Annotated in this window: 15 protein-coding genes; 2 read left to right on the forward strand and 13 right to left on the reverse strand. The window is 63.9% G+C overall.

All coding sequences use genetic code 11. The annotated features are described in order from the left end of the window. The first annotated feature begins 165 nt into the window (after nt 1-165). A complete protein-coding gene (locus tag G572_RS22010; RefSeq protein ID WP_169391271.1) occupies nt 166-2,142 on the forward strand; it encodes a tripartite tricarboxylate transporter permease in 1,977 nt (658 codons plus the stop codon). An 828-nt stretch (nt 2,143-2,970) separates the two neighbouring features. Continuing rightward, the gene (locus G572_RS26145; RefSeq protein WP_156884446.1) at nt 2,971-3,252 is read left to right on the forward strand and encodes a hypothetical protein; all 282 of its coding nucleotides are present in this window, start codon (nt 2,971-2,973) and stop codon (nt 3,250-3,252) included. Between the two features lie 9 nt (nt 3,253-3,261). On the opposite strand, the gene G572_RS0101410 is transcribed toward G572_RS26145, so the two are convergent. The 13 genes from G572_RS0101410 to G572_RS0101465 all read right to left on the reverse strand — a co-directional run bounded on the left by G572_RS0101410 (nt 3,262) and on the right by G572_RS0101465 (nt 11,803). Further along, nucleotides 3,262-3,585, reverse strand: a complete 324-nt coding sequence (locus G572_RS0101410; RefSeq protein WP_029056955.1) for a hypothetical protein — start codon at nt 3,583-3,585, stop codon at nt 3,262-3,264. Nucleotides 3,586-3,939: 354 nt separating this feature from the next. Continuing rightward, nucleotides 3,940-4,260, reverse strand: a complete 321-nt coding sequence (locus G572_RS0101415; RefSeq protein ID WP_029056956.1) for a hypothetical protein — start codon at nt 4,258-4,260, stop codon at nt 3,940-3,942. Nucleotides 4,261-4,337: 77 nt separating this feature from the next. Further along, nucleotides 4,338-4,907: a formyltransferase family protein gene (locus G572_RS22015; protein WP_037545021.1), complete on the reverse strand. Its 570-nt coding sequence runs from the start codon at nt 4,905-4,907 to the stop codon at nt 4,338-4,340. After that, nucleotides 4,904-6,013 (reverse strand): ABC transporter ATP-binding protein, encoded by a 1,110-nt coding sequence (locus tag G572_RS0101425; RefSeq protein ID WP_029056957.1) that lies wholly within the window; start codon nt 6,011-6,013, stop codon nt 4,904-4,906. Before G572_RS0101425 ends, G572_RS22015 begins: the two co-directional genes overlap by 4 nt. After that, nucleotides 6,010-6,192 carry a hypothetical protein gene (locus G572_RS26150; RefSeq protein WP_029056958.1) on the reverse strand — a complete coding sequence of 61 codons (183 nt, stop codon included), beginning with the start codon at nt 6,190-6,192 and terminating at the stop codon, nt 6,010-6,012. The genes G572_RS0101425 and G572_RS26150 overlap by 4 nt, the downstream gene beginning before the upstream one ends. Next, entirely contained in the window at nt 6,176-6,496 is a 321-nt protein-coding gene (locus tag G572_RS26825) for a Com family DNA-binding transcriptional regulator (protein WP_425423409.1), read from the reverse strand. The genes G572_RS26150 and G572_RS26825 overlap by 17 nt, the downstream gene beginning before the upstream one ends. 49 nt (nt 6,497-6,545) lie before the next feature. Further along, nucleotides 6,546-7,550: a phage late control D family protein gene (locus G572_RS0101435; protein WP_037545025.1), complete on the reverse strand. Its 1,005-nt coding sequence runs from the start codon at nt 7,548-7,550 to the stop codon at nt 6,546-6,548. Next, nucleotides 7,550-7,804, reverse strand: a complete 255-nt coding sequence (locus tag G572_RS0101440) for a tail protein X (protein WP_029056960.1) — start codon at nt 7,802-7,804, stop codon at nt 7,550-7,552. The genes G572_RS0101435 and G572_RS0101440 overlap by 1 nt, the downstream gene beginning before the upstream one ends. After that, entirely contained in the window at nt 7,801-8,226 is a 426-nt protein-coding gene (locus G572_RS0101445) for a phage tail protein (RefSeq protein ID WP_029056961.1), read from the reverse strand. Before G572_RS0101445 ends, G572_RS0101440 begins: the two co-directional genes overlap by 4 nt. A gap of 3 nt (nt 8,227-8,229) precedes the next feature. Then, nucleotides 8,230-10,713, reverse strand: a complete 2,484-nt coding sequence (locus G572_RS22020; protein WP_037545039.1) for a phage tail tape measure protein — start codon at nt 10,711-10,713, stop codon at nt 8,230-8,232. A gap of 9 nt (nt 10,714-10,722) precedes the next feature. Continuing rightward, a complete protein-coding gene (locus G572_RS26155) occupies nt 10,723-10,848 on the reverse strand; it encodes a GpE family phage tail protein (protein ID WP_156884447.1) in 126 nt (41 codons plus the stop codon). Then, complete coding sequence (locus tag G572_RS22025; protein ID WP_037545556.1) at nt 10,845-11,264, reverse strand: phage tail assembly protein; 420 nt, start codon at nt 11,262-11,264, stop codon at nt 10,845-10,847. Before G572_RS22025 ends, G572_RS26155 begins: the two co-directional genes overlap by 4 nt. A 23-nt stretch (nt 11,265-11,287) precedes the next feature. Next, complete coding sequence (locus tag G572_RS0101465) at nt 11,288-11,803, reverse strand: phage major tail tube protein (protein WP_029056962.1); 516 nt, start codon at nt 11,801-11,803, stop codon at nt 11,288-11,290. Nucleotides 11,804-11,805 lie beyond the last annotated feature (2 nt).

Here is an 11,805-nt window from a genome sequence, read left to right on the forward strand (position 1 = left end):
GCCGGGCGATCGCACGGCGGTCGCCCGGCTGGTCCGGGCCTTGTTTCGAGCCAGATCGCCCGACTTGCATCACCTCCGGCTGCGTGGAGCGGGCGGGCTTCACGCGGCGCCGGCCCATTCGCGATGACCGCGGCCCGGGGGCCGGAAAGTGTCACGGAGACCGCAATGTATGACCTGATCCTGAGCAGCCTTGCCGCCGTCTTGGCCTGGCCGGCCATTGGATATCTTCTGTTGGGCACGATCCTGGGCCTCTTTTTCGGTGCGGTGCCGGGCTTGTCTGGCCTCGTCGGCATGGCGATCCTGCTGCCCTTCACCTTCACCATGGAGCCGGTTGCCGCCTTCGCCTTCCTGCTCGGCATGTACGCCGTTACTACGACGAGCGACACGCTGGCCTCGGTGCTGCTCGGCATTCCGGGCACTTCCGCATCCCAGGCCACCATCCTCGACGGCTATCCGCTGGCGAAGAAGGGTGAGGCGGCGCGGGCGCTCGGCGCCGCCTTCTTTGTCTCCGCCGTCGGCGGTCTGCTCGGCGCGCTGTTTCTCGGTCTGTCGATCCCGGTCCTGCAGCCGGTCATCCTCGCCTTTGCCCAGCCCGAATTCTTCATGCTTGGCATCCTGGCGCTAACCATGGTGGCGTCGCTGTCCGGGGGCTCGATCCTACTCGGCCTCGTCTCCGCGCTGTTTGGGCTCCTGATCTCCTACATCGGCTATTCACCGACCGACGCGATTCCGCGTTACACCTTCGATGTCATCTATCTGTTCGAGGGCCTGCCACTCATTCCGGTGATCCTTGGCCTGTTCGCCTTGCCGGAAGTGCTCGCGCTAGCCGTCGGCAATACCTCGATCTCCCGCGTCGACCGGACCGAGACCCGGTCACGGATGATCGACGGCGTGCGCGATGCCGTCCGCAATTGGTGGCTCGTCCTGCGCTCAAGCGCGATCGGCTGCTACGTCGGGCTGCTGCCGGGGCTCGGTGGCTCCATCGTCGATTGGATCGCCTACGGCCATGTTGTGCAAAGCTCCAGGGACAAGTCCGGTTTCGGCGAGGGCGACATCCGCGGCGTGATCGCGCCGGAAGCGGCCAACAACGCCCAGAAGGGCGCCGCCCTCATCCCCACGGTCACCTTTGGCATTCCCGGCAGCGCACCGATGGCGATCCTCCTCGGCGCGCTGCTTATCCAGGGCCTGCAGCCAGGCCCGCAAATGCTGACCACCAAGCTCGACATCACCTTGTCCATGATGTGGACGATGGTGATCGCCAACGTGCTTGGGGCGGGGCTTCTCTTCCTGTTCAGCCGCTATCTTGTGCGGCTCACCTTCGTGCCCGGCCATCTCATCGTGCCGGGCGTCTGCCTGTTTTTGTTCATGGGCGCCTGGCTTGCCACCAGCAATATGGGCGACTGGGGCGTGCTGCTCCTGTTCGGTACGCTTGGCTATCTGATGAAGCGCGGCGGCATCCCGCGCGCACCGCTGGTTCTCGGCATCATTCTCGGCCCCATCATGGAGAATGCGCTCGCCATCTCGCTTTCCGCCTATAACGGATATGGCTGGATCGCCCGGCCGATCGTCACGGTGCTCGCGGTCATGGTCGTCGTATCGCTCGCCTATTCGATCTGGATCCACGTCCGGAGGCGGAGCGTCGTTCCAGCGGATGTCTCTGGCGCTCGCGTACCACGGCCGGGCATGCTTGCTGCGCGGCCGCTCGATCAGCTCCTGCCGCTCGTTATCCTCACCGGCGTCTTTGTCGGTGCAGCGGTCCTTGCCATGGACTGGCCCGCCAACAGCGCCCGCTTTCCGTTCATGACCGGCATTTCCGGCGCGGCGCTCGCCGTAGCGGCCCTGGTTGTCTCAATTTGCCATCTTCAGGCCGATCATGCCGCAGGCAGGGGTGGGGGCACGTCACCGCAGCCGCTCGGCTCTGTCCTGCATTTCGCCCTTTGGATGCTGGCCATTGTCGGCGTTACGATCCTTCTTGGCCAGCGCATCGCGCTGCCGCTCTTTGCAGGGCTTTATATTCTCGTCTGGGGTGGCTATGGATGGAGGGTTGCCGTGCCCTATGCACTCGGCTGTCTCGCGGTCCTCATACTGATCTTCGACCAGGTCGTGGCCGTCAGTTGGTATCCCGCATTGCTTCTGCGATAACGCGCGTCTGGCGAGACGACGAGGACGTTCGCTCCCTATCAGGGCGAGCGACGCAACGCCTCGCCCTGGTCGATCCGCGCGCTTCCGTCCGAGCCGGAAACGCCAGCATTCATCCAGTCCGCCAGCGGCGCCTTGCGCGAAGTCTAAAGGAGGCGGCACCGGAACAGGTCTGTCTGTCCCCGGCAAGGTGGGATTTGTCTTTGGGCAGCACGCCCGTTACCCGAACGCTCTGCCCACAGCCGCGGTTCGCCTATCTCGCGCCGTAGGCGCTCAAGCAACTGGTCTACAAGCGCGATATGGCCGCCGTGACCCTGTTGAAACTGACCGATGTCGCGGCCCCGCCATGGCACCAACATGCCGGGGCAGGTGTTCGACTGATCAGGGGGCGAATTTCTTGGGCAGATTAGGCGACACGCGTCAGCTGCATCGGCCACACAATTTCGTACGCCGTGATGCCCTCGGTCTTTGCCAATGAGCGGACAGAGGTCGGGATTCGCTCGGCGACGAAGACTCCGTCCAATTTGCCGTCAACAAAGGCATCTCGCTTCCCGAGGCGAGCAAGTAATCCGCCACCTGCTCCACGGCTTCGGACCTCGCTTCGGCGCGCTTTAGCTCTATTACAAGCCAATCTCCTGTGGACCGGTCACGTGCCAGAATGTCGATCCGCCGAGATATGAACCCGCCGTCGGCCGGGAATTCGTCTTGAACAAGGTTGTAACGTCCAGCCCAAGGCGTCTGCTCCCAATTCGCGATAATTCTGTGCTGGATCACGTATTCGGTTGTGAAGCCATCCCCTTGATGTAGCGTCCTGTTGAGGGTCAAGACGCTGTGATCGAAGTGCGCCAGGTCAACAAGGGCGGGGATCACGAAATCTCTGGCAACGACCAGATGCCCCGACGTCTTGTTGCGCCCCTCGAAGACAAACGGGATGCCCCTCGTAACAAACTGCGCGTGATGCTTACCGTTAAAAACGGCACAACCGAAGTCACCGCGCGCCGGGCGAAATGTGTCGATCGCGACAGTCTACTGCAGATCAGGAGACGCCGAGAAAGCCAAGTAGACAACGCCTCGCGCATTGGGCCATCGCGCTTTTCGAAGCGGGTGATCTGAGCGGATCATCTAGTCCAACCCACTGGCAGTTGCTGTCCTGATCAAATGATCGACCGCGGACGTGAGACACCAGGGTCGCGCAACGTAGGCTTCGCCACCTTGTTGTATCAGCAGGCCATCCTCGAGTTGCGCTATCTGAATTCCGTTCGAGTAGGCTTGGTGGTCCATCCGCATCCGTTCCCGTTGCTTGAAATTATTGTCGTTTGATAACCGATCCGTCTTCAGCGCTTTCTTGCGGATCGCGCACACTGCCACGCTGACCTGCACTGCCACGCTGACCTGCACTGCCACGCTGACCTGCACTGCCACGCTGACCTGGCGATAGACCGCCACAGAGCCGTCCTCCCGGCCGTCCTGCGCCTTCGTGTCTGTTTCGGTCGCCGGATTGTTCCGCGAACGCGACGCCCCCTTGAACGCGCCAACTCAATGAAATTACGCGGATGTTTTACGCCGTCCCGTGACCAACAAGGGGCGCTCGAAGAGAGACACGGGCCATTCGGAGACCCGAGCTGCGTCAAGCGCCCGGTCTCCGAAGGGCGGATAGCCCTGCCAACGCCCTTTAAAACAAAAAAAGGGCCCAATCGGGACCCTTGTGTAGCGCGCAAAAACAAATGGCATTTCGCGCAAGATCAAATGGCAACCGATTTCGGGTCGGGGGACGGCATTTGAGCGCGGCTCAAACGGTCATCAATCGATGATCTCTTCCGCCCTCAAGATCCTTTCCGCAAGTCCGCAGTGAGCGCTTCCCGGTTGATGGCGCACAATCGACCCGGCCCGAACGAAACGATCCACCGCGCCGAATACAACAGGGTCGAGCGCGCCCCTTTGTTCGTAGTAGGTTCGAAGACGATCTGTCTCGATATCGATCCGACAATGGTCAGCAGCGCCGAGGTAGAAGCCGACCGTCTCTAGCCGTTTCATCGTGGTAGCGTCGGGCATGGCCGCAGCCTGATGGGGCACGATCGTTGCGCACAGCGCGGCGAGGAGGAAGGCGGCTCGAAATGTCATGGCTCAAATCTCATTTCTCGGGGGACTACACCCCGCTTCAAAACCACTTTGAGCCTGACACACGCCGAGATGGGCGATCAAGAGGCCACCCGGTTGCGGTGCAACGCTTCCTGTGGCGCGGCATCAAGTCGACCGTGATCGTCGAGATGCGAAAGCGCCTTCTCGAGTAGCTCGAGGCCCATCGGCGCCAATGCCCTACGCCAAAGCCCGGCGTCTGTCTCTCCGTGCTGGATGAAGCACCAGTCCTGGAACACGACCGATCCGGTGTCATAGCCACCCTCGAGGAGATAGACCGTTCCACCGGTCACGCGGTCGCCCGCCGCGATCGCCGCTGCCACGGCGTTGCGGCCGCGATGAAGCGGCAGAAGCGACGGATGATAGCCGATCGACCAGGACGCACGCCCGCGCAGCCAGGCCGGCACATATAGGAACGAATGCGCGGAGATCAGAACGTCCACGGCCGGCAGATCGAAGGGCCTGCGCAGCCCGGACGGCCGTACGTGAACATCGACGCGCGCGGCGCGCGCCGCAAGCGCCAAGCGATCGCCGGCCTCGGGCGCGATGACATAGTCCACGGTACCATAGGCCCCGGCGGCCTTGAACACCTCAGTTCCAAACCATTTCTGACCAACGATCGCAATCCTCATGCGCACCCCTCCACGTAGCGAAAGCCCTGCACGGCCCGGAAGTGGCCACCGTATCCAGCGCCTGCGTTCTTTGTGCGTCGGATGCTCCGCATGGACGCGGCCTTGTTTGCCCCGAAGAGCGTGCTCGATACCTGCACCCACAAGGGGCTGCGTCGAAGCGCGGCGGCGAGACCCGGATGGGAGGTGTGGAATAACGTTGGCACTGGCTTGGCGTATCGGTTCTCGCCGCGCCGCCAACGTGCGCAGATGGCATTGAGGAACCGGAGGCCAACGCCTGCGCCCTGCCATTCCGGCATGATCACCAACCGGCACGCGCGGGCTTCCACGAGCCCCGGTCGCGTCGACACGGCCACATGCGCCACCGGCTCATCACCGACGAAGCCGACGTAGCACGTGGCCGCGATCATCTTCGGCAGCGTCAGATAGTGATGTGGTTCAAATAGCGGCCAGAAGCGCCAGTCGGTTTCGTAGATGTCGAGCTTGATCGCGGGCCGTCGTCGAAGATACCTCCCGGTGAAGTGCCCCGTTCGGGTGTCATAGATCCAGTCGGGCGCAACCCAGTCGATGATGTCCCGATGACAGGACAGAAGCACCGCCCGACCACCGGTGCGCCGCCAGGCCTTCGCGAACGCATGGGCGCCGATGCGCGCGATCTGCCGGTCGACGACTGAGGTGAACTCGTCGATCACGATCCGGGACGGCTGCTCGCAAACAATTCGCGCCAGATCGGCCCGGAACCGCTCCCCATTGGACAGAACTCGGTAGGGCCGCAGCCAGGCCGGCACCGATCCGAGCCCCACCGCCGACAGCGCAGCGGTAACGTCGTCGAACCGGCCTTCGGGTGAGATCGCGTCGATTACCGGCGCGTTGGCCGGCCAGCCCTTTGGTGTATAGAAGGCGCGCGGGCCGAACAGCTTGCGTCCGATTGAGGTCTTGCCGGACCCGGAAGGGCCGACGACCAGGCCGATCGACCAGTCGCGATCCTCGATCGGTAGCTCGGCCGAGATCTCGACATTCGCGCCAGTCTCGACGTTGAAGAGCGATTTGACGCGCGCGGCGCGATAGCTGTCAAAGTCGTCGCAGCGGTGGCGGATCTTGATTTTCATGTCACCACCACCTTGAGACGCGCGGTTTGAAGCGCCTTTAAACCCTCGTAGATCGCGCGTTGCGACCCTTCATCCGGACAGACGGCAATGACGCCGTACTGCTCGCGGTAGCGTTTGCCCTTAGGAATGCCGGGCGATTTCGGGTCCAGCGGCGGGAGGGTGTTATCGTCCTTGGCCATGTGTCCCTATCCCTTGGTCCGGCAGCTCTTTCCGGCTTTCGCCGGCGCGCTCTGGTTGGGGCTCGACAGGCCTCAAGGCATTGATCGTGCCGCAGCGCGGGCACTTGATTTCGATCGTGTCAGATATCGCGCGCGGTGCCGCTTTCATCAAGAGACGACGGCAGCTCGCGCATCGGATGGACTCCACGTTGTACCTCACATAGAAACAACCCCGCTGCCGATCGTTCCGGTCAGCAGAAGCGGCGGGGTCGCTGTTGAGGTTCACTTGCAGCGTGTGGGGGTTCGATTGGCGTTGGGTCCCCACGGTCCGGAAGTTGCATTCCGGGCTCCCCGCTCCTCACAGGGCGCTTCTCCTACTCCTGGCCTCCTTTCTTCCCGCCTTCCGGCGCTTCCAGTTCGATGATCGTGGTGTAGGTGTCGGCGAAGCTGTGTTCCACGCTCGCCACCCGCCAGCGCCCGTTGATTTCGGGGCGAAAGCCTATGAGCTGCGCATCGGTCTCCGCCTGGGCTTCCGGCAGGCCGGCAAGCGTGACGCTGCCCGATCCGGTCGCGCGCGACAGCCGCTCGCCTTCCGACTTCGCCGCCGCCTTGGCCTCGGCCTGTGTCGGCAGGGCATGACGCAAACGGCGCTCGGGGCCTTGCATGCCGGTCGGCTCGGTTTCGATCTCGGTCTTTCCGGTTGCGCGGTCATACCATTTGGCCGAGGTCGAGCCGTATTCCGGACGCGGATCGATATCGAAGCTCCAGTCGCGGCAGTCCGACCTGGCGATGGCAAGCGTCGGCAGGGACAGGCCGGATGCCGATCCGGAGCCGCGTTTGACCAGCAGCATCTTGCCGTCCTTGACCGCGAAAAGCGCGCCGAAGCGGTCGGCGATCCGGGTTCCGAAGTCGAGCGTCGACTGGTCAAGCCGCGCGATATAGGGGAGCATCTCGTTACTGAGCGCCGGGCTGACGACCGCCTGGAGCCCATGCCGGCCGGCAAGCTCCCGGACGAGATCCCCGACGGTTGCGTTGTCGAAATGCTCGGAAACGGGTTCCTTGAGATCGGAGCGCATGTCGGCCGATCGCCCGGAGATCGTCAGTCGCTCGCCGTCCGGTCCGCCTTCGAAGGCAAGGCCCTCGACCGTATAGAGCCCCATCTTCCAGGAGCCGATGCCCCGGAAGCCAAAAGAGACTGCGATCAGCGCGCCGGGTGCAGGGGCTGCCACCTCGTTGCGGGCGTCGTCGAACACCAGCTCCACCGTATCGGCATCCTGGCCGACCTCGTCGCGTATCGTCGCCGTGCTGAGACGCTCGTAGAAAACCGCGTTCACCGGCTTGCCGCCGACCGTCACGTCGATGAAGGGCTTGTCGCGCATCAGTCCCAAAGCCTCACGGATTGCTTGTCTTCGACGATCCGCCATTCGGGCAGGTGCACTGTCGCTCCCAGGGGCAGCAAAGGCCCGGCCGCGACCAGCTCCGGATTGGCTTCGAGGATTGCCTCGACGTAGCCGGCAAGTCGGGATGCGCGCGCGGTGTCGCCAAGCCGCAGCGCCGCGTTTTCGAAGGCGATCAGATCAAGCGTCGCGTCGGGCTTGGTGACGCGTACGGTCTCGGCCGGGAGCACGGTCATCTGAACAGCCCTCCCGGCGCGCCGTCGCCGGCATGCGGCGCGACCTCAATGGAAAACTCCAGCTTCCGGCCCTGGCCGGCGCGCGAGATGATCGATTGCGTGTCGAACACGCGCTGGATGACGACGCGGCCAAACACGCGGCCGGCGGTCTCGGCCGTCCAGCCGACCATCATCACTGGTGTTGCCGCCATCTGTGTTGCGCGAATGGCCTCGAACTCGTCGCGGCCGCCGAACTCTTCCGGGTAGAGAAGGCCGGTAATCGTCACAGGGTTCTCGCCGATCCCAGTGAACTGGCGACCGGGTGCCCGGCCGAAGCGCTCGATTGACGGCCAGCGCGCTTCGGTCTCGCGCTCGATCGACTGGAAATTGAGCGGCAGGATCTCGAAGACGTGGCGTCCGAGGGCGAGAAGCGGTACGGCCATGGTCTACTCCGTCCCATCATGCAGCGCGCCGGTCCGTCCGCGACGCACGGCGGCCTCGATGCCGGCATTGGCGGCGCGCCCGGCGGCGACCGGATCGACGACGCCCGTTATCGACTGGTTGACGGTGACATTGACCTCGGGCGGCCGCCTATCGGTGACGGAGGCGGAGACCTCCTGTTCGACCTTCGCCGGCGGCAGGCTGTCAAGGTAGTCCTGAAGCGGCGGGATCGGGTCGGGCGGCGCAGCTGGGAAAGGCGTGGATGTTTGATTGCCGCTGGAAGAACTCTTCAGCGTCTCTCGAATTGCGTTGTGGCTCTCCTGTCCTTCACCCCCCCCACCGAAAAACGACCAATCGAACTTCAGCTTCTCCTTGAGTGCGTCCACCTGCGTCTGGAACCAGGCCGACAGCCGCTCCCACGACCCTTCCAACCCTTCCATGATTGCGTCGACGATCGCGGATCCGAACCCGACAAAGTCGCGCAGCGTGGCCTTGATCGCCTCGCCAAGCCGTTCGCCGATCCGCTTGCCGGCGGCCTCGATCCCGGCCGCGTCTCCTGCGCTCAAGTTCTCTTGCGTGAAGAGTGACGAGAAGAAGTCGGCGACCGCCTGTTTGGCCTTTGAGAGGCCTTCAAGAGCGCCTGAAAAGTCGAACATCCGCGCGAAATAGGCCGCGACCAGATCGACGTTGATCCCGATAGCCTCGGCCATCTCGCGAGCGCGTGCGGCGACACTGTCGACAAAGCCGTTCCAGGCGGCCTTGACCGCCTCGATTTCCGGCGCGAAGGCCTCGCCCAGCCCCTGGAAGAAGCCGGAGACGGCGGTCGACAATCGCTCCCAATACTTCCAGACGAAGAAGGCAGCGGCAGCCAGAGCGGCGATCGCGGCCGTCACAGGCCAGGCGGCCGCCGAGATTGCCGCAAGCGCGGTGGTGGCGGCGGTCTTCAGGCCGGCGAAGACCGCGCCAATCGCCGCGCCCTTTCCGAAGGTCGAAAGCATGCGCAGCCCGGCAAGAGCCGATTTCACCTTGTTCGGACCGAAGGACGCCAGGAACAGACCGGCCTGCGCGGCCAGCCAGCCGAACCCGCGTCCCGCGCTGCGCAGTCCGCGCAGTGAGCGCGCCACCAGCGAGATGTTTCGACCGCTCGCACCAAAGCGCCAGAACAGGGAGATCAGCTTGATCAAGGGTCCGGCGATCAGGGCATGCGCATAGCCGACAAGCCGCGAGGCAATGCCGAAGGCAAGCAACGCGGCCGTGCCCAGGACGATGGCCTCAGTCAATTCCGGCTGGCGTTCTGCGAAAGCGGACACTCGGTCGATCAGCGCGCCCAGACCCTCGGCCGCATGGCCGAGCGGTTCCAGAAGCTGATCACCGAGCACGATGGCAAGCGCGGCAAGTCGGTTACGCAGAAGCTCCAGCTTGTTTTGCGTCGTCTCCGCGCGTTTCTCGTACTCTTCCAGCGCCGACCCTGCATAGTCGGCCTCGTTGCCCACCAGCGCGAAGGCCTGGCGCAACAGATCCGGATTGTTCAGGAGCTTGGAGAAATCGTCGGAAAAGTCCTGGCCGACGAGGTCGATCAGAGCCTTCATGCCGTCCGGCGATTTCGACAACCGGTCGAACAGGTCGGAAAGGGCCGCCGGTGCATCGTCTTCCAGCGATGCCATGAAGTCCGCGTAGGACAGCCCCGCCGTCTTGAGCGCGGATTTCGCCTTGTTCGATCCCTGCGCCAGCCGGTTGGAAAGTGCCGAAACACCGCGCGCGCCGGTTTCCGGCATGATGCCGGCCGCGACCATCGCCGCGCCGACGGCGTTCATTTCGACGGCCGTGAGCCGAAGCGTCCGCTGCGCGCCCGCCGCGCGATTGGCGAAGTTTGTGATCTCCGCCGCCGTCGCCGCCAAATTGTTGGACAGGTGGTTTGCGCTGTCGGCGTAGAGCTCGAGCTGGTCCTGGTTGAGCTTGTAGACATTGCGCAGCTTGGCGAAGCGGGTGCCGATCTCGCCAGCCGTCATGTCGAAGGCGACCTTGGCCCGAGCGGTCCCTTTAGTGAACCGCTCCAGCTCCTGTGTCGGAATGCCGGCTTGCGCGGCCGAGGCCATGATCGTGGTGAGCCCGGTCGAGGACAGCGCGATCTCGCGGCTCATGCCGATCAGACCCTGGCGGATCTCGGCAAGCTTGCGCGCCGGCGCATCGAGCACCTTTTCAAGATCGGCGAAAGCCTCCTCGAACTGCATCGCCGCGCGCACCGGCGCACCGAGCGCGACGGCCATGCCGACCGCATCCATCAGCCGGCCGCGCGCCCGGGTCAATCGCTGTTCGGCGTTGTTGAGCGCGGTGTCGATGTTGCTTTCGGAAAAGCCTTGCCGGATGGCGCCCGAAAATCCCTCGCGCAGGCCCTGGAACTGCTTGCGGATGCCGCCGACCTCGTTGCGGACCTTGTCCGCGCCCTTGGTCAGGAACTGGATTAGCAGCGAGACATTCATGCCGGACATGCGCGCCTCCTAGATGATCCGGCCGGTGAGTTTCAGGGCGCGCGGAAGATCGCGGCGATAAGCCAGCAACTCCCACCAGTCGAGCGCTTCGATCTCGGACGGCGGCCAATGATGCACCGCCGCCAGGTCGCTCATGAACTCTGCGACGCGAACGCACTCATAAGCGCGGGAAAAAAATCCAGCGTCGCCCGCCCGACGGCGACGAGATCCATGGGATCGAGATCGTCGATCACCGTCGCCGCGACCCCGCACATGTCGGCGAGGATCTCGGTCAATCCGTCCAGCCGCTCCGGTTCGGTCAGGAGCGCGAGCGCCTCGGCCGCCGCCTTGTCGGCTGCCGCATCGGCAGCCTTGCCGGTTCCGGCCGCGCCGAAAAGCTTTGCCGGGAAGTCCGCGCCGAGAAGCGCCACCAGCTTCTTCACGTGCTTGGTTCGGGGCCGCTTCATGGTGAGCGAGGAATGCGTGCGGTCCCCGTCTTTCGTCTTTTCGTCGACGGGAAAGTCCAGGGGAATGGAGATCTGGCGCTTGGGTTCGGTCACGGGATCGCTCACGGGAAGGCTCCGGGTTTGAAAGGTCAGGAGAAGAGAACGCGGCGGCGGCCTTCGTTGACGGGCACGCCGTTGCGCACCATCCAGCCGCCGCTTGCGAAGTTGAACCGGTGCAGCACCTTGCCGTCGGCCATATGCGAATATTGCGTGATCGACCCGATCTTGTGATCGTAGCCGGACGCCTTTCCGCCGGACATTTCCTCCTCGGCGACCGAGATCAGCCGGCCGGTGATGTCGATCGCGTGTTCGATCTCCGTCCCGTCCATCTCGTCGACGATGAACTTCTTGCCGGTGAAGTTGTGGCGCACGCCGGGAGGGCCACCGAAGAGGCCGATTACATCGGCGGAGTGAGACTTCAGCTTGAACGGGGCTTCCAGCGCCTTGACGCCGAGACCGGCGATCTGGACCTGAAGGTCGCCGCCGCCCGGCTGGTAGTCCTCGGTGATCTCTTCCAGACCGGGAAGCTGCAGGGTTTCGATCTCGATCATGAGGTTGAGACTGTCGTTCACGATCAGGGTGAAGCCGCGAAGAATGGGCAACATGG

It is taken from the genome of Stappia stellulata DSM 5886 (assembly GCF_000423705.1).
GTDB lineage: Bacteria > Pseudomonadota > Alphaproteobacteria > Rhizobiales > Stappiaceae > Stappia > Stappia stellulata.